Raw genomic sequence first — 26,306 nt, 5'->3', positions numbered from 1 at the left:
GTAAAACAGATGAAAAAACTAGCCCTTTTAGGGGAGTGCATGATAGAGCTGAATGGGGAGCCGTTTGGGCTGATGCGTCAGACTTATGGCGGTGATACGCTCAATACGGCGACCTATTTAGCGCGTGTATCTACTCCCGAACAGATTCAAGTGTGTTATGTATCTGCCTTAGGGACAGATAAATTGAGCCAAGGGATGTTGGCTTATTGGCAAGCAGACGGCATTAATACGCAATGGGTGTTAAAAGACGAACAGCGTTCACCGGGGTTGTATTTAATTCAATTAGATAAGCAAGGCGAACGTACGTTCCTATATTGGCGTAATCAGTCGGCGACCCGTTATTTATTGCAACATCCGAATTTTTCTCAAGTATTAGGTGAGTTGGATTCGGTCGATATGATTTATCTAAGCGGTATTTCTTTAGCTATTCTACCGGAACCTGACCGAGCGTTGTTGATAACCTATTTAGCGGAATTAAAACAAGCGGGGGTAGAAATTGCCTTTGACAGTAATTTCCGTCCGAAATTATGGGAAAGCCTTGAGCAAGCACAAACTTGCTATCGTGCATTATTACCTTTAGTCGATGTGGCGTTAGTCACCTTCGATGATGAGGCGATGTTATGGCAGGATACCGATGAGCAACAGACAATCATGCGTTTATCGGCATATGGGATTCCTAAAATCATTGTCAAACAAGGCAGTCGTGGTGCGGTGGTGTGCGAACATCAACAGCAAACATTTGTACCGACGACACCGGTGGAACAAGTGGTCGATACAACATCGGCAGGGGATTCTTTTAATGCCGGATTCTTAGCTGGTTATTTACAAGGTAAACCGTTAGCGGTGTGCTGTCGTCAAGGTAATCAATTAGCAGGCATTGTGATTCAACATAAAGGTGCAATTATTGAGAAATCGGCAACTGCACATCTCTTTGCTGAGTTTAATGCGATGTAGAAGGAAAAGAGCATGAAATACACAACAACCCAAATTATTGAAAAACTTCGTCAGTTAAAAGTGGTACCGGTAATTGCGGTAGAACAAGCAGAAGATATTTTACCGTTAGTGAAAACCTTATCGGAAAACGGCTTACCGGTTGCAGAGATTACTTTCCGTTCGGCAGCTGCAGAAGAAGCGATTCGTTTAGTCCGTCAGCACTATCCGGAAGTATTAATTGTCGCCGGTACGGTATTAACTGCTGAGCAAGTGGTAAAAGCGAAAAATGCCGGTGCAGATTTTGTCGTGACACCGGGATTAAATCCGACTATCGTGAAACTTTGCCAAGATTTAGACTTCCCAATTACCCCGGGTGTGAATAACCCGATGTCAATTGAAGCGGCATTAGCGTTAGGCATTGATGCGGTTAAATTCTTCCCGGCAGAAGCCAGCGGTGGGGTGAAAATGATTAAAGCCTTACTAGGTCCTTACGGTAATCTGCAAATTATGCCAACCGGTGGCATTAGCCCAAGCAATATTAAAGAATACTTAGCGATTCCGAATATTGTGGCGTGCGGTGGTTCTTGGTTTGTGGAGAAATCCTTAATTCAAACGAAGAATTGGGATGAAATCGGTAGATTGGTGAGAGAAGCAGTGGCATTAACGCACGCTTAATCACTTAATTAATGGTGACACCTACAAGCGGTCTGATTTTCTTTATTCTTTGTAAAAAATTGAGGGAATCAGACCGCTTGAAAATAACGAGCTAAGAATAAAAAAGTGATTTGAATTAGCCAGCCTATGCTGAGCGCAAAAAGAATCGTACTGATGCCAAATGTGCCGCCAAGTAATATGCCGATAATACAAGCAAACACTTCAATCGAAGTCCTGACAATACTAATTTTCCAACCGTAACGTAAACAGATTCCCACCATTAAGCCATCTCGAGGGCCAGCTCCCAGTCGACATGATAAATACATAGCCGTTCCGATACCGAATATCAGGATTGCCATTAACATATAGATGATTCTAACGATTAGTATCTCGGGTTTTTCGAGAAAGTTGACAGTAAGATCGGCAAATAGAGCAATAAAAAAGATATTGAGTAACGTGCCTAATCCAAAGCGTAATTTGAAGGGAATCCAAAGTAACAGTACGAAAAAGCTAATGAGTGCAATAGATGTCCCTATTGAGATATCTAGTTGTAAGGCTAATCCTTGCGATAATACTGTCCAAGGTGTTGCACCTAAATTCGCTAAAATCAATAAGCCTTCGCCTATCCCGATACAAATCAGAGTCAGTGAGATAATTAATAATGTATCAAATCGAAGTTCCCATTGATGTTGGGCAGACCAACGCATAAATGGAATCGGTGATTTTTTTGACATAAGTAAATGCTTGAATAAATAAATATAAGTAATTATATCTATTTATTCGATTTTAAATAGTAATAATGTGATGAACTTCCCAATTTTGAAAGATTCTTATGTAAAATGTTAGAGATTTTTTATGTAAAAAAAGGTATAGTTATGAAACTTTTTTAGATGGTGCTTTCTTCGGAAAGCAACGTATTATTCCTTTTACTTTTTGGGGTTTTTCAAATGAGTGCGTTAAACAGTATTTTAGGTATTGTTGTGCTTTTACTAATTGCCTTTGCGTTATCTAATAATCGTAAAGCAATCAGTTTTCGTACAGTATTAGGGGCATTAGTTCTGCAAGTTGGGATTGGTGCGATAATTCTTTATTGGGAAACGGGTCGTAAAGGCTTATTAGCGGTACGCGGAAGGTGTAAGTAAAGTTATCAACTATGGTAATGATGGTATCAGCTTCTTATTCGGTGGCTTAGTCAGCGATAAAATGTTTGAAGTATTTGGCGGTGGCGGTTTCGTTTTCGCATTAAAAGTGCTTCCTCCGATTATTTTCTTCTCATCTCTTATTTCTGTACTTTACTATTTAGGTATTATGCAGATTGTCATTCGTATCCTTGGCGGTGCATTACAAAAAGTATTAGGTACGTCAAAATCAGAATCAATGTCTGCGGCGGCAAATATCTTCGTTGGTCAAACAGAAGCGCCTCTTTTAGTTAAACCTTACATTAAATCAATGACAAATTCCGAGTTATTTGCGGTAATGTGCGGTGGTTTAGCGTCAGTTGCCGGTGCGGTAATGATTGGATATGCAGGTATGGGCGTACCACTTCCATATTTAATTGCGGCGTCATTTATGGCGGCACCGGGCGGGTTATTATTCGCTAAAATTCTTCATCCGCAATCAGAACAATTTAAAGATGAATTAAGTGCAGATGATATTGACGAAAAACCGTCTAACGTAATTGAAGCCGCAGTTGGTGCATTCTCAGGTATGCAATTAGCAATGAACGTTGGTGCAATGTTATTAGCATTTATCGCATTAATTGCAATGCTTAACGGTTTTATCGGTGGCGTTTCTTCGCTTATCGGCTATGAAAATGTAACATTACAATCACTGTTTGGTTATGTGTTCCAACCTTTAGCATGGTTAATCGGTGTACCTTGGGGGGCTGAATCACAAGTTGCCGGTTCATTAATCGGTCAGAAATTAATTCTAAATGAGTTTGTCGCTTATGCGGATTTCGTAAACTACTTAAAACCAGAAGCAACGGTGGCATTAAGTCCGAAAACTATCGCAATCATCACATTCTCACTATGTGGTTTTGCTAACTTAAGCTCAATCGCAATTTTAATCGGCGGTTTAGGTGGGATGGCACCAAGTCGTCGTAGTGATGTCGCTCGTATGGGGGTTAAAGCTGTTGTTGCGGGTACGCTCTCTAATTTAATGAGTGCGGCGATTGCCGGATTATTTATCGGTATCGGCGGAGCGGTAATGTAAGCGTTATCACTTAAGTAAATGACACCACTGGAAACAGTGGTGTTGTTGTTTTAAGGTTAGGTAAACGTTTGCGTATGTAGATACAAGCGTTATAATTTTTTTCATATTTTACAAATGTAAGATGGAGGATCGTATGAGTTTAAAAGATTCGGCAAAAATCGCTTTATCTTTAATGGATCTCACGACATTAAATGATAATGATACGGACGAAAAAGTGATTACACTTTGTCAGCAAGGTAAAACGGAATTTGGTACACCGGCGACAGTATGTGTTTATCCGCGTTTTGTGCCGGTTGCTCGTAAAGCTCTAAAAGCACAAGGTACGGAGCAAGTTAAAATTGCTACGGTAACGAATTTCCCGCATGGTAATGATGATATTGAAATTGCAGTCGCAGAAACCAAAGTTGCTGTGGCTTATGGTGCGGATGAAGTGGATGTGGTATTCCCTTACAAAGCATTAATGGCAGGCAACGAACAAATCGGTTTTGAATTGGTACAACAATGTAAGGCAGTTTGCCAAGCATCAAATGTATTACTAAAAGTCATCATTGAAACTGGTGAATTAAAAACGGCTGAATTGATTCGTAAAGCGAGTGAGATTTCCATTAAAGCTGGTGCGGATTTTATAAAAACCTCAACAGGTAAAGTGCCGGTAAATGCAACTTTAGAATCCGCTCGCATTATGTTAGAAACTATTCGTGATTTGAATGTAGCGAATAAAGTTGGCTTTAAAGCGGCTGGTGGTGTGAAAACAACGGAAGAAGCGGCACAATATTTAGCGTTAGCTCAAGACATTCTTGGAAAAGATTGGGTGAATGCAGATCACTTCCGTTTCGGGGCTTCAAGTTTATTAACCAATCTGCTTGCAACTTTAAATGATCAAGTGATTCAAGATGTGACTGGATATTAAGGTGTAATGATGATTTCAAAAGGATATGTTATTAACTTAGAACGAAGTAAGGCTAGATTAGAAACCTTTAATAAACATCCGGATTCAGCTTTATTTGAGCGTGTTGATGCTGTTGACGGACAAGTTTTATCTAAGATTGATGGTATCGAGAAATTGTTATTTGACTCAAGTAAAATACACCAAAAATATTATAGGGCTCCTGTAAAAATTGGTGAGATCTGTTGCACTCTTTCTCATATAAAATGTTGGGAAACGGCAATTAATGATATCACTATTGGAGATAATGATTTTGTGATCATTGCAGAGGACGATGTATTACTTTGTGAAAATTTTAAAACTAGAGTAAATGAGATTAGCTTAGGTAATGAAGTTGATTTGGTTATTCTGCAAAAATTAGGTAATAGACAAACTTTTTATAAAAATAGAGTGGCTAATGATGATACCTCATTATTGAGTTTACATATTTTGACAATGTACCACGAGTATAATAATGATGGATCAGCGTTATATTTAATACGTAAATCAAGAATGAGAAAGATTATAAGCCGTTTTAAAGATAGAAAGCCTAATTTTTTAGCTGATGAATTTACAGAGATTTGTGATGGAGATAGGATTAGAATTATTGATCCTTTACTCGGTTATATTGCAGAGGACAATATATCTGATATTCATTATGAGGGATGATATTTATTAAGTAAATTTTCATGTAAGTTATATCATATTATTTTAAGTAAAAGATTTATTCGTTTGATAAATTTTTAAGACTATATATCAATTAATTAAGAGGAAAACAAAATGGCTACTCCACACATTAACGCACCTGAAGGTGCATTTGCTGACGTTGTATTAATGCCGGGCGATCCGCTTCGTGCAAAATATATCGCGGAAACATTTTTAGAAGATGCCGTACAAGTCACGGATGTACGTAATATGTTCGGTTATACTGGTACTTATAAAGGCCGCCGTATTTCGGTAATGGGACATGGTATGGGGATCCCATCTTGCTCAATTTATGCCAAAGAATTAATTACTGAATACGGTGTGAAAAAAATCATCCGTGTCGGTTCTTGCGGTGCTGTGCGTCAAGATGTAAAAGTACGTGATGTTATTATCGGTTCGGGTGCTTGTACGGATTCAAAAGTAAACCGCATCCGTTTCCGTGATAACGACTTTGCGGCAATTTCTGACTTTGATATGACCTTAGCGGCAGTTCAAGCGGCAAAACAAAAAGGCGTTGTAGCACGCGTTGGTAATTTATTCTCAGCAGATTTATTTTATACACCGGATGTAGAAATGTTCGATGTAATGGAAAAATACGGCATTTTAGGTGTGGAAATGGAAGCCGCTGGTATTTATGCGGTTGCAAGCAGAATATGGTGCGAAAGCGTTAGCAATTTGTACCGTTTCAGATCATATCCGTACCGGCGAACAAACTTCATCAGAAGAACGCCAATTAACTTTTAATGATATGATTACCATTGCGTTAGAATCTGTATTAATCGGTGATCAAGCAGAATAAGCGGTTAATTTTGCAGATTATTTTGTAAATCCTCTGAGATGAAAATCTTGGGGGATTTTTTATATAAGGATAATATGGAAAAATAAAAAATGACTATTTATTCATTAATAATGAATTTTTATGTCTTGCGTGTATTTGAAATTCTACTTGAATAAGAGTAAGATGCTTAACGTTTTAACAGTAATAAGGATTTATGATGAGTAAATATAAAATTTTTGTGGACGGGGCGGTCGGTACAACTGGGTTACGTATTTTTGATCGTCTTGCTGGCGCGGAAGATATTGAGTTATTAAGTCTGCCGGAAGAATTACGTAAAGATCTCAATGCGAGAGTCGCAAAAGTCGCAGAAGCGGATTTGACGTTTCTTTGTTTACCAGATGAGGCTTCTAAAGAATTAGTGGCGAATGCCCCGGCAAATGCAAGAATTTGTGATACTTCAACCGCTCATCGTGTTAATCCTGACTGGACCTATGGTTTTGCTGAGCTTTCTGGTCAATTTGAAAAAATTCAAAATGCGAATCGAGTTGCGGTACCGGGTTGTCATGCTACGGGTTATATTGCGTTAGTTCGCCCTCTTATTGAAAAAGGTGTTTTAAGTGCCGATTATCCACTTTCTTGTCATTCTCTCACCGGCTATTCCGGCGGCGGTAAATCGATGATTGCCGAATATCAAAATCCAGATCGTGAACAAAAATTTAATGCCCCTCGTGTTTATGGACTAGCTCTTAAACATAAACATTTACCGGAAATGCAAGCGCTTACCGGTTCAAACCATCCTCCTATTTTCACACCGGTGGTTGCCGACTATTACAGCGGAATGTTGGTGACTGTGCCGCTCCCTATTTCAGCCCTTTCACAAGCGGTCAATTCTGCCGAAAAAATTGCAAATTTATTCAGCGAGTATTACCAAAATTCAAAATTGATTACGGTTCATCCCGCTTGTTCACTACCTGAAGACGGAATGTTGGCGGCGAATACATTTAGCGGCAAAGACAGCCTTGAAATCTTTGTTTACGGCAACGAAACGCGACTATTATTGTGTGCACGTTTTGATAATTTAGGTAAAGGTGCATCCGGTGCGGCGGTACAATGTATGAACATTATGTTAGGCCGTGAAGAAACAGTCGGACTAGACGTGTAGTCAGAGTGAGATATTATTTGGGGTTTAAAATGTTACAAAACGAAGTTGCAAATTTTGCAAATCTTTTAGAAAAAGCGACCGCTTATCTTGCTCCGTTTCAAGAAAAAATTATTGTGGTGAAATACGGCGGTAATGCAATGATCAATGAAGATCTTAAAAAATTGGTGATGCAGGACATTTTATTGCTGAACCAATTAGGTGTGAAAGTGGTATTAGTGCATGGTGGTGGGCCGGAAATTTCACAAGGGGTTAAATTATTGGGCAAAGAACCGCAATTTATCAATGGTTTACGAGTTACCGACCAAGATACGATTAATGTGGTATTACAAATGCTCGCTGGTAAAGTGAATAAAAGTTTGGTGGCATTACTAAAAGGTAAAGGCGTAGGTTTATGCGGTATTGACGGTAATATGTTACAATGTGAAAAGTTACAAGCTGAAGTAGATTATGGCTTTGTCGGAGAGATTGTTAAAGTAAATAGCCAATTATTGGATCTTGCGTTAAATGCGAATTTAATTCCGGTGATTTCTACGGTTGGTGTGGATGATCAAGGTGTCGCTTACAACATCAATGCGGACACGGCGGCGAGTGAAATTGCGATGGCATTAGGTGCGACGAAACTCGTTAGTATGACGGACATTGCCGGCTTATTACGTGATCGCTTTGATGAAAGTACGTTGATTCCGGAAGTTGAAGTCAGCGAAGTACAAGGCTTAATTGATCAAGGTATTATTGCCGGTGGTATGATTCCGAAAATCGCTTGTTGTACTGATTTTATTAATGCTGGTGGCATTGAGGCAAATATCATTGACGGACGAGTGCCACACGCTATTTTAGTCTCATTATTCGGCGGTAAAAACGGCACGCTTTTTTATAAAAAATAATTAGGAAGAGAAAATGAACAGCAACGACATCAAACAATTAGATACAGATTATATCGCTCAAACTTACGGCAGATTTAACCTTGCCCTTTCACACGGGAAAGGTTGTGACGTATGGGATTTTGAAGGCAATCAATATTTAGATTTTACCAGCGGTATCGGTACGAACAGTCTCGGTTGGGCGGATGATAGTTGGTTGGCGGCGGTAACTACTCAGGCGGGTAAATTACAGCATACTTCAAATTTATTCTTTACCGAGCCGTCGGGTTTGCTGGCAAGAAGTTTGGTTAAAGCAAGCGGTCTAAAACGCGTATTTTTTTGTAATTCGGGGGCGGAAGCAAATGAAGGGGCAATTAAGACTGCGCGTAAATATAGCCACGACAAATACGGCAAGGGCAGAGCGACCGTACTCAGTTTAGTTAATTCATTTCACGGACGAACGATCTCAACCCTTGCGGCAACAGGACAAGATGTGTTTCATCAACACTTTTTCCCATTTACACAAGGTTTTGAACATACGCCGGCTAACGATTTAGCCGCTTTACACGCACGCCTTGAACAAAATGATGTGTGTGCGGTGATTTTAGAAGTGGTGCAAGGCGAAGGCGGTGTTTGTGCATTAGATGCTGAATATTTACAAGGCGTACAAGCGATTTGCCAAGCAAAAGATATTATTTTTATTATTGATGAAGTACAAACTGGTATCGGCCGCACCGGAAAATTATTTGCTTATCAACATTTCGGCTTACAACCAGATATTATCACGCTTGCCAAAAGTTTAGGCGGTGGTTTACCTATCGGTGCTTTTGTTCTCGGTGAGAAATGCCAAAATACACTCGGTAAAAGTGATCACGGTTCAACCTTTGGTGCGAATCCGGTTTGTTGTGCGGCAGCCGAATGCGGTGTTAGCCAAAATGGATACGGAATTTCTTGCTGATGTTGTGACTAAAGGTGAAAAATTACGTGCGGCATTGCTCACGTTGCCAAAAGTAAAATCGGTTTCCGGTTTAGGTTTAATGCTTGGTATTGAGTTTGAAGATGAGGTAAAAGTGGCTGATGTGGTGGCGAAAGCAATAGAAAAAGGCGTATTAACACTCACGGCGAAAACTAAATTACGCTTATTACCGCCGTTAATTATCTCTGAACAACAGATTGAGCAAGGTGTTACTGTGTTAAGAGAAGTGTTAGAGACTTTGTAAGTATTTATAAAGTAAAAGGATTGTATCTTACGATACAATCCTTTTTTCGTATTAGCTACGTTTCATTAGCTCGAAAAATTCTTCGTTAGTTTTTGCTACACCAAGTTTATCAATTAACCATTCCATAGCGACCACTTCATCCATTGGATTTAATACTTTACGTAACATCCAAGCATTGCGATGTTCTTCTGGAGACATTAATAAGTCATCTTTACGTGTACCAGAACGGTTAAACTCAATCGCAGGGAATACACGGCGTTCCGCAATTTTACGAGACAGATGTAATTCCATATTACCGGTACCTTTGAACTCTTCAAAGATAACTTCGTCCATTTTTGAACCGGTATCAACCAATGCCGTTGCGATAATGGTTAAGCTACCACCTTCTTCTACGTTACGTGCCGCACCGAAGAAACGTTTCGGACGATGTAAGGCATTTGCATCCACACCACCAGAAAGGATTTTACCTGACACCGGTGTCACAGTATTGTAAGCACGAGCAAGACGAGTAATAGAGTCTAATAGAATAACAACATCTTTCTTGTGTTCTACCGAGCGTTTTGCTTTTTCAATTACCATTTCTGCCACTTGTACATGGCGCGTTGCCGGCTCATCAAAGGTTGATGCAATCACTTCGCCACGCACGGTACGTTGCATTTCGGTAACCTCTTCCGGGCGTTCATCAATTAACAGAACAATTAATTCACATTCAGGATAATTATGAGTAATACTTTGAGCAATATTTTGTAGAAGTACGGTTTTACCAGCTTTGGGTGGGGCTACGATCAAACCACGTTGGCCTTTACCGATTGGAGAGGCTAAATCAAGAATACGAGCGGTTAAATCTTCGGTTGAACCGTTACCACGTTCCATACGTAGACGTGAATTAGCATGTAATGGCGTTAAGTTTTCGAATAAGATTTTGCTACGAGATACTTCAGGTTTATCGTCATTAACTAAATCAACTTTTAATAATGCAAAGTAACGTTCACCTTCTTTTGGTGGACGAATTTTACCTTCGATTTTATCACCGGTTTGAAGATTGAAACGGCGAATTTGGCTTGGCGAAACATAAATATCGTCAGGACCGGCAAGATATGAACTGTCAGCTGAACGTAAGAAACCGAAGCCGTCCGGTAGGATTTCTAAGATACCTTGACCGAAAATATCTTCACCGCTTTTGGCGTGTTGTTTAAGAATTGCAAAAATGATGTCTTGTTTACGTAAACGAGCTAAGTTTTCTAAGCCCATTTGACCTTCACCGATCGCAACAAGATCCGACACGGAAGTATTTTTTAATTGAGTAAGATGCATAGGAAATTTTGATATAAAAGATTGGATAACAATAATTAGATACGGAGATTACCGTAAAAAGATGTGGCGAATAATACAGCAAATAAGGCTTAATTGCAAATGATTTACCAAAATAGACGGCTTGTTTATAGTGATTGAAGTGAAAAATGCCGGCACTAAGCCGGCATTTTGTAATAAGTTAGATTTCAATACCTTCAAATAATAAGGTACTTAAATAACGTTCTGAAGCTGATGGAAGAATTGCAACGATTTGTTTATCGGCAAATTCTGGTAATTTTGCTAAACGATCTGCCACGGCAACCGCCGCACCTGATGAAATTCCGACTAAAATACCTTCTTCTGCCATAATTCTACGTGCAGTTGCAATCGCTTCTTCACTTGAAACTTGTTCAACTCGGTCAATCAAGCTTAAATCTAAATTTTTTGGAATAAAGCCTGCACCAATACCTTGAATTTTGTGTGGACCCGGTTTGATTTCTTCGCCATTTAAGGTTTGCGTGATAACTGGTGATTCTTTTGGTTCAACCGCGACTGAAAGAATTTGTTTACCTTGATCTTGTTTAATGTAACGAGAAATACCAGTAATTGTACCGCCTGTACCTACACCGGCAACAATTACATCCACTTTACCTTCCGTTGCATTCCAAATCTCAGGACCGGTTGTTTGTTGGTGAATAGCTGGGTTAGCCGGGTTTTCAAACTGTTTCAAAATAACATAACGATTCGGATCGCTTGCCACAATTTCTTCCGCTTTAGCAATCGCACCTTTCATACCTTTCGCACCTTCGGTTAATACGAGGTTAACGCCTAAACCTCGTAATAAGCGTTTACGTTCGGTACTCATTGTTTCCGGCATAGTTAGGGTAATTTTATAACCGCGAGTCCGCCACATAAGCCAATGCAATACCGGTGTTACCGCTGGTTGCATCTACGATTTCTTTGTCTTTAGTTAAGATACCGTCTTTTTCTGCTTGCCATACCATATTGGCACCAATACGGCATTTCACACTAAAACTTGGGTTACGAGATTCAACTTTTACTAATAAATTTCCGTTTTGACCAAAGTTTTTTAAACGAACAAGTGGTGTATTACCAATAGTATATGAGTTGTCAGCATAAATTGTCATAGTGTTATCCCTTTAGTTAGTATTAAGAAGTTGGAGAGAGAATACGCCATTTTGTATCAAGATGTTAGTGGAGAAAATTCATTTTATATAACAGAAAGATATATAAGTTGAATTTACTTATTATGAGTGGGATTTAGGACATAAAAAGCGGTTTAATCTTACAAATTTTTTGCAAAATTAAACCGCTTGTTTTCAATTGGATAAATAGATTGTTATTTCAATTCGCGTGCACCTTGATTATCGACTTTACAAATATGGATAAATCCTTCGTTGTTTTGTAGATATTCTTTTTCAAGGTAAGCAACCAGTTTTTGTGCATGTTCCAGATCCGGCGCGATAGCATACATTGTTGGGCCAGAACCTGAAATACCCACTGCTAATGCACCTAAGTCTTTGCAACCTTGGCGTACAACTGGGAAGTTTGGCAACAGATTTTCACGATACGGCTCTGCAATTAAATCTTTCATCATCGTTGCCGCCAATACGTCTTGATGCGTATGACAAGCGTGTACAAATGAACCGAGATAACGAGCCTGTTGAATCATATCTTGACGAGTATAATTCTTCGGTAAAATTGCACGAGCTTCTGCAGTTGACACTTCAATGCCCGGATAAGCTAATACCCAATACCATTCATCAAAGAACGGAATGGTTTGGCAAATATTGCCGAGTGATTGAGTCATCAACTGTAAGCCACCTAAATAACAAGGTGCAACATTATCATAGTGGATTGATCCGGAAATACGACCTTCCAATTCGCCCATCATTTCTAACAATTCCATTTTTGAGAATGGTTCATTATGGAATTTATTGAGAGCAACTAATGTCGCCACGATTGAACAAGCACTCGAACCTAAGCCTGAACCAATCGGCATATTTTTTTCAAGTGTGAGGCGTAAGTTTTTAACCGCACCGCCACGTAATTTTAAACGTTCGCTAAATAATACATAGGCTTGATAAACGATATTTTTTTGTGGTTCTTTCGGTAATTTACGTACGAAATAACCGGCACTTTCCAGTTCAAAAGCGGTTTCGCACTCTTCAATTTGTACCACATCACCGAGTAACGAACCGTCAATCGGTGAGATTGTCGCCCCTAAAGAATCAAAACCTACGCTAAGGTTCGCACTAGAAGCGGGAGCATAAATTCGTAACATTGTCATTAGTTTGCACCTCCTTGAAGTGTGCGAAGAATATCGGCAAAAATGCCTGCGGCTGTGACATCAGTTCCTGCACCATAACCTCTTAATAAGAGAGGAATCGGGCTGTAGTAACGGGTTAAGAACGCTAGTGCATTTTCACCGTCTTTAACTTTATAAAGCGGATGGTTTTCATCAACCGCTTCAATTGCTACACGGCATTTATCACCGGTAATTGAACCTACATAACGTAATACCTTACCTTCCGCTTTTGTCGCTTGAACACGTTGCGCAAATTCCGCATCAACTTGCGGTAATACTTTTAAGAATTCCTCTTTACTCATGCCTTCAGAGAAGCCTTTCGGTAATACGCCTTCCACTTCAATATCGTCAAATTCCAATGCTAAACCGGTTTCTCGAGCAAGAATTAACAGCTTACGTGCTACGTCTGCACCCGAGAGATCATCACGAGGATCCGGTTCAGTGAAACCTTTTTCTTTCGCAATTAAAGTTGCTTCTGAAAGGCTTAAGCCTTCGTCTAGTTTTCCGAAGATAAATGAAAGTGAGCCGGATAAAATCCCTTCGAATTTTTCTACTTCATCGCCGGCGACCAGTAAATTCTGTAAGTTTTCAATCACCGGTAAGCCTGCACCTACATTTGTTTCGTATAAGAATTTGTGCTGACCTTGGCGAGTCGCATCACGAAGCTCTTGGTAATATTGATAGCTACCTGTATTTGCTTTTTTATTTGGAGTCACTACGTGGAAACCTTCTTTTAATGCTCGAGTATAAAGGTTTGCTACAGATTGTGCCGCGGTGCAGTCAACAAATACTGGGTTTACAACGTGATGTAATTTGATGAATGATAATAAAACATCAAAATCTGAAGGTTGAGTTGCTGTTTCTAAATCACTTCTCCAGTTATCTAAATTTAAACCGTTTTCATTGAGTAACATTTTATCGGCATTTGCTAATGCACACACTCGAATCTCAATGTCCTTCTTTGCTAAGAAATCTTTTTGTTGTTTGATTTGCTCGATTAATTCGCCACCAACACCGCCGACTCCAACGAGAAAGACTTCAATTGATTTTTTATTACTAAATAAACCTTGGTGAGTTGCTTTTACCGCTTCAATCGCTTTATTCATCGGTACAACTGCAGAAATTGAACGCTCTGATGAACCTTGTGCAATCGCTACAATGCTGATATTCGCTTGTGCAAGTGATGAGAAGAAACGAGTCGCAACACCTTTCGCTGTACGCATACCGTCACCAACTACTGAAATAATCGAAAGCTCACGAATCATATCAATCGGATCTAAATCACCGTTAGCAAGCTCTTGAGCAAATTCTGCATTTAAACAAGCGGTCGCTTTTTCCTCAAATTTTGCAGGAACACAGAAACTGATACTGTATTCAGAAGAAGATTGGGTAATTAAGATGACCGAAATACCGGCTTTTGACATAGTAGAGAAAACACGAGCCGCCATACCGACCATACCTTGCATACCTGAACCCGAAACGTTAAACATTGCTACGTTATCAAGATTGGTAATACCTTTCACTTTTAGGCCGTCTGTTGCAACATTACCGTCAATTAATGTACCTTTGGCATCAGGATTTGCGGTGTTTTTGATTAAGCATGGGATATTTAACGGCACTAACGGACCAATGGTACGAGGGTGAATCACTTTCGCACCAAAGTATGAAAGTTCCATCGCTTCTTGGTAACTCATTGATTCTAAACAAATCGCTTCAGGTACTAAGCGAGGATCACAGGTATAAACACCGTCCACGTCCGTCCAAATTTCGCAACAATCCGCTTTTAAACAAGCGACTAAACATGCGGCGGAATAGTCAGAGCCATTGCGACCAAGTAGTACAAGTTCGCCGTTTTCATTACCGGCGGTAAAGCCTGCCATTAACACCACATTTTTCTTTGGAATTGAATTAGCATCAACACGTTTGGTAGATTCGGCAATATCAGCGGAGGATTCTAAATAGCTACCGTGTGCTAATAATTTTTCAACAGGATCAATGCGAGTCACTTCATAACCTTTAGCCTCGAACCACGCTTGCATCATGGCAATCGATAATTTTTCACCACGACAATGAATGGTTGCCGCAACACTATCCGGTAATGCTTTGGTTTTTGCCGCTTCACTTGCCACGCCTTGAATTTGAGTTAATTCCGCTTCGACTAAAGCTAATAGACCTTCACGATCCACATTATTATTTACCGCATATAACCCGTTGATAATATTATGGAAAATTTCGGTGGCTTCTTTAAGGTTGGTTTCAAAGGATTCGCCTGCAATCGCTTTATCGACAATGGCGACAAGATGATTGGTGATTTTAGCCGGAGCGGAAAGCACACCGGCAAACTTGGTCTTTTAAATGTGCTTTTTCAATAATGTCAGCCGCTTGGATAAAGCGTTCCGGGTTAGCAAGCGATGTACCGCCAAATTTAAGAACTCGCATAGTTTCTCCTGATATTTAGATTTAATGTTTGCAAAATTAGATATAAAAAAACCCGCTTTTTAGCGGGTTTTTGTGTTTTCTGTTCTCTAGTTACAAGCACCCGCACTACGCTTTAACGTAATGGTAATCATAGTGCCGATGGTCATAATAACGTTTTGCATTTTGTTGCATTTCTGACTAGAAAAAAAGTTATTGAGAGAATGGCGGAAACGGTTGCATTTGTCAATCTGTTTACTTAAAAAAGTTTCAGATTCAATTTTCTTTTTTGTAAATCTTAGTGATTGTTTTTTTGAGCTAAAATTGCTGTGAATTTACCCTAGAATGATATGAGGAATATATGAAAATTCTGCAAATTAAAGCGAACACTACATTTTTTCAGGATTACATCGAAGCTAAGTTATAGTTATAAAATGGTTAATTCAAATTTGGCGGATTTATATTCTTATAAACGTGATCGTTTTTACCTTAATTTTGAAAAAACTTTTTAGAGGTAATCCTTGAGAATAAATTGATTTAGATCAGAAAAGTGCTAAAATTTCAGGGCTTTTGTGCGATTTCAGCACAAGCAGTGATTACTTATTATTAACTAAAAGGAAGCTAAAATGGCATACCAATTACCAGAATTAGGCTACGCTTATGATGCGTTAGAGCCACATTTCGATAAAGCAACGATGGAAATCCATCACTCAAAACACCACCAAGCATACGTAAATAACGCAAATGCAAAGCATTAGAAGCTCACCCAGAGCTTTTAGAAAAATGTCCGGGTGCATTAATTAAAGATTTAAGCCAAGTGCCAGCTGAAAAACGTACTGCAGTACGTAACAACGTTGGCGGTCACGTAAACCACACACTTTTCTGGAAAGGTTTAAAAACTGGTACAACTTTACAAGGTGCATTAAAAGATGCAATCGTGCGTGATTTTGGTTCAGTAGAAGCATTCCAAGCGGAATTTGAAAAAGCAAGCAGCAACGCGTTTTGGTTCAGGTTGGGCGTGGTTAGTGATTGAAGACGGTAAATTAGCAGTTGTTTCAACAGCAAACCAAGATAACCCAATTATGGGTAAAGAAGTTGCTGGCGTTTCAGGTTTCCCAATTTTAGGTTTAGATGTGTGGGAACACGCTTACTACTTAAACTACCAAAACCGTCGTCCAGACTACATTAAAGCATTTTGGAATGTGGTAAACTGGGACGAAGCGACTCGCCGTTTTGAAGAAAATGGTTCACACTGTGGTTGTGCAAAATAATTGAGTAAGTTACTCGATACTAGATAAGTTAACAAGCGGTCGTTTTTGCAAGATTTTTTGTCAAAACGACCGCTTCTTATTTGGATTATTTATACTCAAAAATCACGCGTGGCGTAAGTTTAGTAATCAATTCATAGCTGATTACGCCGATATGTTGTGCGACATCTTCAATAAGGAGATCCTTTCCCCAGAAAATCACTTCATCACCGACTTTATCTTGACTGTCCGCACCCAAGTCCACAGTTAACATATCCATTGATACTCGTCCGACAATCGGTACGATTCGCCCGTTGATTAAAACCGGTGTGCCTTCCGGTGCGTTACGAGGATAGCCGTCACCGTATCCCATCGCCACTACACCTAATTTGGTATCTTTATCACTTATCCAAGCACCGCCGTAACCAACCGGTTCGCCTGCTTTATGTGTTCTTACCGCAATCAAAGACGAAGAAAGCGTCATAACCGGTTTGAAGCCTAAGTCCGTGATTGGTGTATAGTGCGGAGAGATACCATGCATGATAATGCCAGGACGTACCCATTCATAATGGGCTTGTTTCCAATATAAAATGCCGCTTGATGCGGAAATACTACGTTCGTGAGTAGGATAAGGTTCTGTTGCTGACTCGAAGATTGCAATTTGTTTTTCGGTGTAACCACAATCTGGTTCATCCGCACGGCTAAAATGACTGACAAAGCTAATACTTGCTACTAATGGACAGGCTTTTAAGCGTTGATAGAACATCTCAACTTGTTCCGGATGGACACCTAGGCGATGCATCCCGGTATCAATTTTTAACCAAACATTGATTGGAAAATAAATTTTTGCTTTACGTTTCCAGAAGCCTTTTTGTTGTTCTTGTTGCCATTCTTGCGCAACCTGTTCAAGTAATTCCAACTGTTCTAAGCAATGTACAACCGTATCAAAACGGCGAGAGAGTGTTTTTAATAATTCTTCTCGGTCAAAGAAGCCTTCAACTAATAAAATTTTGCCGGTATAACCAGTTTCTTGAATTTCCAATGCTTCTCTTAAACGTGCAACGCCAAAACCATCGACTAAATCGGCAAGCGTACCAGTCGCGGGTAATAAGCCTTGTCCATAGGCATTGGCTTTAATCATCGCGAGAAGTTTTTGGTGGGGAGCAAAAGTTTTGATCAGTTCTATATTATGACGGAGAGCCTCTCGGCTAATAGTTGCTGTTGCTGGTTTCATTTTATTTGTTCTATTACTTTGTTAAAAATGAAGACGATTATACGCCTGATGGGAATAAATGGACAATGGGGAATGAACATTGGATAATTCTAATTAAATTAAATGGTGAGGATTTTTACTTATGCTGACGCTTTTATACGACCTAAAACAAGAAAATATCATTTCGGAATTGGATTATCAATTTGCCAAAATGATTGATCGCAAACAGCAAGGTTATTCTTATACCGAACAACAAAAAAATCTAGCGGTATTGCTTGCCGCATTACTTTCTTTTCACGTTATGCAAGGTCATTCCGCTATTCATTTGGATAATCAAAGTGTATGGCATTTTTTTAACTCGCCAAGTCATCATGATGAGATTTTACAAAAAATAGATCATATTCAACCGCTTGAATGGCAGAATCTCTTACAGAATCATATTGCATTTAGTTCAGATCCTTTGAATGTTGCACCAATGTTATTTCAGCAAGGACTTCTTTATTTTTATCGTTATTGGCAGGCAGAACATAATATTGCAAATTATCTTGTCAAAGCGGTCGAATTTCCGGAGGAAATAGCAAATGCAACATTAGATAAGCAGATTATTGCAAAATTCTTTGAAGAATCTGATGATATAAATTGGCAAAAAGTGGCAGTTGCAACGGCAATTAAGAAAAAATTTACCGTAATTTCCGGCGGTCCGGGAACAGGCAAAACTACCACTGTGGCTAAATTATTAGGCGCGTTACAAGAAAAGCAATTACGTAGTAGTAAAGAAATGTTAAATATTGCACTTGTCGCACCGACCGGAAAAGTACGCACGTTTGAAAGAATCGATTTCCTCAAGTTTAGATGGATTAAATTTGACATTTGATATTCCGACAACTGCTTCAACAATTCATCGCTTACTTGGTATTCGACCGCAAAGTGATGAACCTCGTTATCACAAGAAAAATCCGCTACATATTGATTTATTAGTGGTGGATGAAGCATCCATGATCGATCTTTTCCTGATGGAAAAATTAATGGCGACTGTTAAAACCGAGTACACGTCTTATTCTATTAGGCGATAAAGACCAGCTAGCTTCGGTAGAAGCTGGAGCAATAATGGGAGAACTGGGCGAATTTCTGCAACAGGGATATAGTCAGACACATTGCGATTATTTGAATCAAGTAGCGAATTATCAATTAGCTCCACAAGGAAAAGCATTTGCTATCTGTGATTCATTATGCCATTTGAAAAAAAGTTATCGTTTTAATGATCATTCAGGCATTGGGCAGTTGGCAAAATTAGTTAATGAAAAGCAAGCGGTTAAATCTTGGCAAATTCTTACCAAAGGTTCTTCTGATTTAACATTAATGGAATACTATAATTCATCAGCTTTTTCGGATAAACAACAATGGGTTCAAAATTGTGTAAAAGCAATCGTAGATAAAGCAGTAGAGTTGTATAGAGAATATCTAACATTAGTAAAACAACGATTCACTAATCCAAGGAATGTTTCAGTGAATGAAATTTTTGAAGCATTTCAAAAAGTCAGATTTTTATCCGCTTTACGCATTAGTGAATTCGGTGTTGAACAATTAAATAAGAAAATAGAAGCCGCATTAGCTTCAGCAAAACTGATTTCTTTAGAACAAAGTAAAAATTATTATATGGGTAAGCCATTATTAATAACGCAAAACTCCCCACAGCATCATATTTATAGTGGCGATATCGGTATCATTTTGCCGGATGAACATAAGCATCCTCGTGTTTATTTTGATACGAAGATTAATGAGGAATATTTAAACCTTTCATTAAATAGGATTCCTGAGTTTGAAACCGCTTATGTAATGACGGTTCATAAGTCACAGGGTTCTGAGTTTGAACATACTTTACTGGTAATGCCGTTACATTTTGCACCAGTAATGAGTAAGGAATTAATTTATACGGCAATCACTCGAGCTAAAACACATTTTACGCTATTTGGAAATAAGCAAATTTGGCTACCGGCAGTAAATAATAATATTCAACGTCAGAGTGGGTTGAAAGTACAATTAATAGACTTACTTAGTTGAAACAATACACAAAGTGTGTTAAGTTTGTTCTTTTAATCACTTTTTTAAGATTTTTTTGCAAAAAGTGCTTGCAAGGATTTTAGATTTCTCTATAATGCACCACACACAACGACGCACTGTTGTGAACGATTTAAAATTGATTTCCAGTGCGTCGTTTCTTTTTGTTCTTTAACAATATATCAGACAATCTGTGTGGGCACTTGTTGATTTACTTGATTTTAAAAATATTATTTAAAACTTGAAGTCTTAATAGGTGCTTAAACTAGAAATTCATTTTTACTTTTAAAGTAATATGTAAACTTTAGCTAAGTAGTTTATTGAGCGATTAAACTTTTTGAATTGAAGAGTTTGATCATGGCTCAGATTGAACGCTGGCGGCAGGCTTAACACATGCAAGTCGAACGGTAGCACAAGGGAGCTTGCTCCCTGGGTGACGAGTGGCGGACGGGTGAGTAATGCTTGGGAATCTGGCTCATGGAGGGGGATAACTACGGGAAACTGTAGCTAATACCGCGTAATATCTTCGGATTAAAGTGTGGGACCGCAAGGCCACATGCCATGAGATGAGCCCAAGTGGGATTAGGTAGTTGGTGGGGTAAAGGCCTACCAAGCCGACGATCTCTAGCTGGTCTGAGAGGATGACCAGCCACACTGGAACTGAGACACGGTCCAGACTCCTACGGGAGGCGACAGTGGGGAATATTGCACAATGGGGGGAACCCTGATGCGACCATGCCGCGTGAATGAAGAAGGCCTTCGGGTTGTAAAGTTCTTTCGGTAGCGAGGAAGGTATCAAATTTAATAGATTTGGTAATTGACGTTAACTACAGAAGAAGCACCGGCTAACTCCGTGCCAGCGTACCGCGGTAATACGGAGGGTGCGAGCGTTAATCGGAATAACTGGGCGTAAAGGGCACGCAGGCGGTTGATTAAGTGAGATGTGAAAGCCCCGGGCTTAACCTGGGAATTGCATTTCATACTGGTCAACTAGAGTACTTTAGGGAGGGGTAGAATTCCACGTGTAGCGGTGAAATGCGTAGAGATGTGGAGGAATACCGAAGGCGAAGGCGACCCCTTGGGAATGTACTGACGCTCATGTGCGAAAGCGTGGGGAGCAAACAGGATTAGATACCCTGGTAGTCCACGCTGTAAACGCTGTCGATTTGGGGATTGGACTTTAAGTTTGGTGCCCGAAGCTAACGTGATAAATCGACCGCCTGGGGAGTACGGCCGCAAGGTTAAAACTCAAATGAATTGACGGGGGCCCGCACAAGCGGTGGAGCATGTGGTTTAATTCGATGCAACGCGAAGAACCTTACCTACTCTTGACATCCAAAGAAGAACTCAGAGATGAGTTTGTGCCTTCGGGAACTTTGAGACAGGTCTTTGCATGGCTGTCGTCAGCTCGTGTTGTGAAATGTTGGGTTAAGTCCCGCAACGAGCGCAACCCTTATCCTTTGTTGCCAGCGGTTCGGCCGGGAACTCAAAGGAGACTGCCAGTGATAAACTGGAGGAAGGTGGGGATGACGTCAAGTCATCATGGCCCTTACGAGTAGGGCTACACACGTGCTACAATGGCGTATACAGAGGGAAGCAATATGGCGACATGGAGCGAATCTCACAAAGTACGTCTAAGTCCGGATTGGAGTCTGCAACTCGACTCCATGAAGTCGGAATCGCTAGTAATCGCAAATCAGAATGTTGCGGTGAATACGTTCCCGGGCCTTGTACACACCGCCCGTCACACCATGGGAGTGGGTTGTACCAGAAGTAGATAGCTTAACCGCAAGGGGGGCGTTTACCACGGTATGATTCATGACTGGGGTGAAGTCGTAACAAGGTAACCGTAGGGGAACCTGCGGTTGGATCACCTCCTTACCAAGAATTGAGCGACTGCAAGTGTTCACACAGATTGTTTGATGAATGAATGAGCGTTTATGTTAAGTGATTTAAAAAGTTATTGAAAAATAACGGTATTTAACGTAGAATAATGTGCTCAAATGGCAAAGTGGAGAGCATCTTTAAATGTTGTCCCCATCGTCTAGAGGCCTAGGACATCGCCCTTTCACGGCGGTAACCGGGGTTCGAATCCCCGTGGGGACGCCATTTAAAGATGACTTTTGTTGTCTAAATTGTTCTTTAAAAAATTGGAAACAAGCTGAAAACTGAGAGATTTTCGAAAGAAAGTCTGAGTAGTTAAAAAATCTTGACTGAACAAAAGCAGTCAAGTGTTTAGTTAAATAAAATACGCATTGAATGAATTTAAATAAATTTTGAAAACATTTGAGGTTGTATAGTTAAGTGACTAAGCGTACACGGTGGATGCCTTGGCAATCAGAGGCGAAGAAGGACGTGCTAATCTGCGAAAAGCTTGGATGAGTTGATAAGAAGCGTTTAATCCAAGATATCCGAATGGGGAAACCCAGTAGATGAAGAATCTACTATTATTAAGTGAATACATAGCTTAATAAGGCAAACCGGGAGAACTGAAACATCTAAGTACCCCGAGGAAAAGAAATCAACCGAGATTCTGTGAGTAGCGGCGAGCGAAAGCGGAGGAGCCTTCAAACGATAGCATTCGATTTAGGAGAATGAGCTGGGAAGCTCAACGACACAGGGTGATAGTCCCGTATTCGAAAAATTGATAGTGGTACTAAGTTTGAGATAAGTAGGGCGGGACACGAGAAATCCTGTTTGAAGATGGGGGGACCATCCTCCAAGGCTAAATACTCCTGATTGACCGATAGTGAACCAGTACTGTGAAGGAAAGGCGAAAAGAACCCCAGTGAGGGGAGTGAAATAGAACCTGAAACCGTGTACGTACAAGCAGTGGGAGCCTCTTTGTGGGGTGACTGCGTACCTTTTGTATAATGGGTCAGCGACTTATATTTTGTAGCGAGGTTAACTGAATAAGGGAGCCGAAGGGAAACCGAGTCTTAACTGGGCGATTGAGTTGCAAGGTATAGACCCGAAACCCGGTGATCTAGCCATGGGCAGGTTGAAGATTGGGTAACACTAATTGGAGGACCGAACCGACTAATGTTGAAAAATTAGCGGATGACTTGTGGCTGGGGGTGAAAGGCCAATCAAACCGGGAGATAGCTGGTTCTCCCCGAAATCTATTTAGGTAGAGCCTTGAGCGGACACCTTCGGGGGTAGAGCACTGTTTCGGCTAGGGGTCCATCCCGGATTACCAACCCGATGCAAACTGCGAATACCGAAGAGTGATACTCAGGAGACACACGGTGGGTGCTAACGTCCATCGTGGAGAGGGAAACAACCCAGACCGCCAGCTAAGGTCCCAAAGTACTAGTTAAGTGGGAAACGAAGTGGGAAGGCTTAGACAGCTAGGATGTTGGCTTAGAAGCGACCACCATTTAAAGAAAGCGTAATAGCTCACTAGTCGAGTCGGCCTGCGCGGAAGATGTAACGGGGCTAAAACTAGTCACCGAAGCTGCGGCATCAATGGAAACATTGTTGGGTAGGGGAGCGTTCTGTAAGCGGATGAAGCTGAATTGAGAAGTTTGGTGGACGTATCAGAAGTGCGAATGCTGACATAAGTAACGACAAAACGAGTGAAAAACTCGTTCGCCGGAAGACCAAGGGTTCCTGTCCAACGTTAATCGGGGCAGGGTGAGTCGGCCCCTAAGGCGAGGCTGAAAAGCGTAGTCGATGGGAAACGGGTTAATATTCCCGTACTTGGTATAACTGCGATGTGGGGACGGAGAAGGTTAGGTTATCAGACTGTTGGATGTCTGTTTAAGCCGGTAGGTGGGAATTTTAGGCAAATCCGGAATTCCGTTAACACCGAGAAGTGATGACGAGTCTCTACGGAGATGAAGTAACCGATACCACGCTTCCAGGAAAAGCCACTAAGCTTCAGGTTATACTAAACCGTACTATAAACCGACACAGGTGGTCAGGTAGAGAATACTCAGGCGCTTGAGAGAACTCGGGTGAAGGAACTAGGCAAAATAGCACCGTAACTTCGGGAGAAGGTGCGCCGGCGTAGATTGTAAGCGTTTACCGCTGAAGGTTGAACCGGTCGAAGATACCAGCTGGTCGCAACTGTTTATTAAAAACACAGCACTCTGCAAACACGAAAGTGGACGTATAGGGTGTGATGCCTGCCCGGTGCTGGAAGGTTAATTGATGGTGTTATCGAAAGAGAAGCTCCTGATCGAAGCCCCAGTAAACGGCGGCCGTAACTATAACGGTCCTAAGGTAGCGAAATTCCTTGTCGGGTAAGTTCCGACCTGCACGAATGGCATAATGATGGCCAGGCTGTCTCCACCCGAGACTCAGTGAAATTGAAATCGCCGTGAAGATGCGGTGTACCCGCGACTAGACGGAAAGACCCCGTGAACCTTTACTATAGCTTGACACTGAACATTGAATTTTGATGTGTAGGATAGGTGGGAGCCTTTGAAGCAGTCACGCCAGTGATTGTGGAGGCGTCCTTGAAATACCACCCTTTAACGTTTGATGTTCTAACGAAGATTGCGGAACGCGGTCTCGGACAGTGTCTGGTGGGTAGTTTGACTGGGGCGGTCTCCTCCCAAAGAGTAACGGAGGAGCACGAAGGTTTGCTAATCACGGTCGGACATCGTGAGGTTAGTGCAATGGTATAAGCAAGCTTAACTGCGAGACAGACAAGTCGAGCAGGTGCGAAAGCAGGTCATAGTGATCCGGTGGTTCTGAATGGAAGGGCCATCGCTCAACGGATAAAAGGTACTCCGGGGATAACAGGCTGATACCGCCCAAGAGTTCATATCGACGGCGGTGTTTGGCACCTCGATGTCGGCTCATCACATCCTGGGGCTGAAGTAGGTCCCAAGGGTATGGCTGTTCGCCATTTAAAGTGGTACGCGAGCTGGGTTTAGAACGTCGTGAGACAGTTCGGTCCCTATCTGCCGTGGGCGTTGGAGAATTGAGAGGGGTCGCTCCTAGTACGAGAGGACCGGAGTGGACGCATCACTGGTGTTCCAGTTGTCTCGCCAGAGGCACTGCTGGGTAGCTACATGCGGAAGAGATAAGTGCTGAAAGCATCTAAGCACGAAACTTGCCTCAAGATGAGTTCTCCCCGACTATAAGTCGGTAAGGGTTGTTGGAGACTACGACGTAGATAGGTGTGGTGTGTAAGCGTAGTGATACGTTGAGCTAACACATACTAATTGCCCGAGAGGCTTAACTATACAACGCTCAAGTGTTTTTGGGCATGAAGGCTAAAGACTAGAAAATCAGTAGCGACTTGTTTCGAATTTAAAGTGCGAATAAAAAGCAGATAAAGAACAAAGACAAAGAAAGAAGACAAAAGGCATCAACAGAATATTCTGGCGACCAGAGTGCTGTGGCTCTACCTGATTCCATTCCGAACTCAGAAGTAAAACGCAGTAACGCCGATGGTAGTGTGGGGTTTCCCCATGTGAGAGTAGGGCATCGCCAGATTGAATTTAGTGCGAAAGCAAAGACAAAGAAGTAAAAGAAACCCTGTGGTTAGAGATAACTACGGGGTTTTTGCTTTTTCGAGACTTTATTTTTCATTGCTTTGTTTTTTTATTCTTTTTCCTGATTCATTTCTTCCTTTCTTTCTTTTTTCTTTATTCTCTCATTTATTGGGGCTATCCTAGATAACTGACAAATTTACTATTTAGGATACAATATCCCAATGAGAAAAAGTCGTCTAAGTCAGCATAAACAAAATAAACTCATCGAGCTGTTTGTTGTAGGTGTTACTACACGAACAGCCGCTGAGTTAGTGAATGTAAACAAAACTACTGTCGCATACTATTTTCATCGCTTACGATTACTTATCTATCAAAACAGCCTACATTTGGAAATGTTTGATGGCGAAATCGAAGCGGATGAAAGCTACTTCGGCGGGACACGTAAAGGTAAACGTGGGCGAGGCCTGCTGGCAAAGTTGCTGTATTTGGGCTTCTCAAGCGTAATGGTAAGGTTTATACCGTTGCTGTACCGAATACGCAATCAGCTACATTGCTTCCGATTATTCATTTTCGTATTAATCACAGCACGCATTTTGCCACTAATCATAACCACATTAACGGAATTGAGAATTTTTGGAGCTAAGCAAAACGCCATCTATGCAAATTTAATGGCATTCCCAAAGCACATTTTGAGTTCTATTTAAAGGAATGTGAATGGCGTTTTAATTACAGTGACATAAAGTATCAAATTTCCATTTTAAAACAATTAGTTAGGGGAGGTTTGGTCTAGTTATCTAGGGCGCCCCCATTTATTTATTCCTAGATTTAGCTCTGACTGTTTTATATATAT

At 40.8% G+C, this 26,306-nt stretch carries 11 protein-coding genes, 1 tRNA gene, 3 rRNA genes and 8 pseudogenes; 17 read left to right on the top strand and 6 right to left on the bottom strand.

The genetic code is table 11. The features are described 5' to 3' along the window. Positions 1 to 9 precede the first annotated feature (9 nt). Together NYR89_RS05740 and NYR89_RS05735 are read left to right on the top strand one after the other, a co-directional pair. Positions 10 to 954, top strand: a complete 945-nt coding sequence (locus NYR89_RS05740; RefSeq protein WP_279445077.1) for a sugar kinase — start codon at positions 10 to 12, stop codon at positions 952 to 954. 12 nt (positions 955 to 966) lie between these two features. After that, positions 967 to 1,608: a bifunctional 4-hydroxy-2-oxoglutarate aldolase/2-dehydro-3-deoxy-phosphogluconate aldolase gene (locus tag NYR89_RS05735; protein ID WP_279445076.1), complete on the top strand. Its 642-nt coding sequence runs from the start codon at positions 967 to 969 to the stop codon at positions 1,606 to 1,608. Positions 1,609 to 1,676: 68 nt separating this feature from the next. On the opposite strand, the gene yczE is transcribed toward NYR89_RS05735, so the two are convergent. Next, positions 1,677 to 2,321, bottom strand: coding sequence for a membrane protein YczE (yczE, locus tag NYR89_RS05730; RefSeq protein ID WP_279445075.1), 645 nt, complete (start codon positions 2,319 to 2,321; stop codon positions 1,677 to 1,679). Positions 2,322 to 2,534: 213 nt separating this feature from the next. Here yczE and NYR89_RS05725 point away from each other — a divergent pair. The 7 genes and pseudogenes from NYR89_RS05725 (at position 2,535) to NYR89_RS05695 (ending at position 9,451) form a co-directional block, all read left to right on the top strand. Continuing rightward, positions 2,535 to 3,801: pseudogene (locus NYR89_RS05725) on the top strand (NupC/NupG family nucleoside CNT transporter). 133 nt (positions 3,802 to 3,934) lie between these two features. After that, the gene (gene deoC, locus NYR89_RS05720; protein ID WP_279445074.1) at positions 3,935 to 4,711 is read left to right on the top strand and encodes a deoxyribose-phosphate aldolase; all 777 of its coding nucleotides are present in this window, start codon (positions 3,935 to 3,937) and stop codon (positions 4,709 to 4,711) included. A 6-nt stretch (positions 4,712 to 4,717) separates the two neighbouring features. Next, complete coding sequence (locus NYR89_RS05715) at positions 4,718 to 5,395, top strand: glycosyltransferase family 25 protein (RefSeq protein ID WP_279445073.1); 678 nt, start codon at positions 4,718 to 4,720, stop codon at positions 5,393 to 5,395. 111 nt (positions 5,396 to 5,506) lie between these two features. Then, positions 5,507 to 6,230: pseudogene (gene deoD / locus NYR89_RS05710) on the top strand (purine-nucleoside phosphorylase). A 196-nt stretch (positions 6,231 to 6,426) separates the two neighbouring features. Continuing rightward, the gene (argC, locus tag NYR89_RS05705; protein ID WP_279445072.1) at positions 6,427 to 7,371 is read left to right on the top strand and encodes an N-acetyl-gamma-glutamyl-phosphate reductase; all 945 of its coding nucleotides are present in this window, start codon (positions 6,427 to 6,429) and stop codon (positions 7,369 to 7,371) included. Between the two features lie 29 nt (positions 7,372 to 7,400). Beyond that, positions 7,401 to 8,255 (top strand): acetylglutamate kinase, encoded by an 855-nt coding sequence (gene argB / locus NYR89_RS05700; protein WP_279445071.1) that lies wholly within the window; start codon positions 7,401 to 7,403, stop codon positions 8,253 to 8,255. Between the two features lie 13 nt (positions 8,256 to 8,268). Further along, positions 8,269 to 9,451 (top strand): annotated as a pseudogene (locus NYR89_RS05695) (acetylornithine/succinylornithine family transaminase). 51 nt (positions 9,452 to 9,502) lie between these two features. Here NYR89_RS05695 and rho read toward each other — a convergent pair. From rho to thrA, 4 genes and pseudogenes are all read right to left on the bottom strand, one after another. Next, positions 9,503 to 10,765 carry a transcription termination factor Rho gene (rho, locus tag NYR89_RS05690; RefSeq protein WP_279445070.1) on the bottom strand — a complete coding sequence of 421 codons (1,263 nt, stop codon included), beginning with the start codon at positions 10,763 to 10,765 and terminating at the stop codon, positions 9,503 to 9,505. 178 nt (positions 10,766 to 10,943) lie between these two features. Then, a pseudogene (gene cysK / locus NYR89_RS05685) lies at positions 10,944 to 11,892 on the bottom strand (cysteine synthase A). A 212-nt stretch (positions 11,893 to 12,104) separates the two neighbouring features. Further along, entirely contained in the window at positions 12,105 to 13,055 is a 951-nt protein-coding gene (thrB, locus tag NYR89_RS05680; RefSeq protein WP_279445069.1) for a homoserine kinase, read from the bottom strand. Continuing rightward, positions 13,055 to 15,512: pseudogene (gene thrA / locus NYR89_RS05675) on the bottom strand (bifunctional aspartate kinase/homoserine dehydrogenase I). The gene thrB and the pseudogene thrA overlap by 1 nt, the downstream one beginning before the upstream one ends. Before the next feature lie 410 nt (positions 15,513 to 15,922). Between thrA and NYR89_RS05670 the strand changes: the two are divergent. Together NYR89_RS05670 and sodA are read left to right on the top strand one after the other, a co-directional pair. Further along, complete coding sequence (locus NYR89_RS05670) at positions 15,923 to 16,000, top strand: hypothetical protein (RefSeq protein WP_279446652.1); 78 nt, start codon at positions 15,923 to 15,925, stop codon at positions 15,998 to 16,000. Positions 16,001 to 16,114: 114 nt separating this feature from the next. After that, a pseudogene (gene sodA / locus NYR89_RS05665) lies at positions 16,115 to 16,759 on the top strand (superoxide dismutase [Mn]). 85 nt (positions 16,760 to 16,844) lie between these two features. On the opposite strand, the gene alr reads toward sodA, so the two are convergent. Further along, positions 16,845 to 17,969, bottom strand: coding sequence for an alanine racemase (gene alr / locus NYR89_RS05660; RefSeq protein WP_279445068.1), 1,125 nt, complete (start codon positions 17,967 to 17,969; stop codon positions 16,845 to 16,847). Between the two features lie 121 nt (positions 17,970 to 18,090). Here alr and recD point away from each other — a divergent pair. The 6 genes and pseudogenes from recD (at position 18,091) to NYR89_RS05630 (ending at position 26,246) form a co-directional block, all read left to right on the top strand. Beyond that, positions 18,091 to 20,009, top strand: a pseudogene (gene recD, locus NYR89_RS05655) (exodeoxyribonuclease V subunit alpha). Between the two features lie 336 nt (positions 20,010 to 20,345). Continuing rightward, positions 20,346 to 21,887 (top strand): 16S ribosomal RNA (locus NYR89_RS05650). A gap of 152 nt (positions 21,888 to 22,039) precedes the next feature. Continuing rightward, positions 22,040 to 22,115 (top strand) — tRNA-Glu (locus NYR89_RS05645). 189 nt (positions 22,116 to 22,304) lie between these two features. Then, positions 22,305 to 25,204 (top strand): 23S ribosomal RNA (locus tag NYR89_RS05640). Between the two features lie 137 nt (positions 25,205 to 25,341). After that, positions 25,342 to 25,457, top strand: a 5S ribosomal RNA gene (rrf, locus tag NYR89_RS05635). Together the 16S, 23S and 5S rRNA genes with 1 tRNA gene alongside form the textbook arrangement of a ribosomal RNA operon. Positions 25,458 to 25,677: 220 nt before the next feature. Next, positions 25,678 to 26,246 (top strand): annotated as a pseudogene (locus NYR89_RS05630) (transposase). Positions 26,247 to 26,306: the final 60 nt, after the last annotated feature.

The organism is Actinobacillus arthritidis (genome assembly GCF_029774155.1).
Lineage (GTDB): Bacteria > Pseudomonadota > Gammaproteobacteria > Enterobacterales > Pasteurellaceae > Actinobacillus > Actinobacillus arthritidis.
The sequence above is the reverse complement of the archived record's forward strand: the minus strand, read 5'-3'. Positions and strand labels throughout refer to the sequence as shown.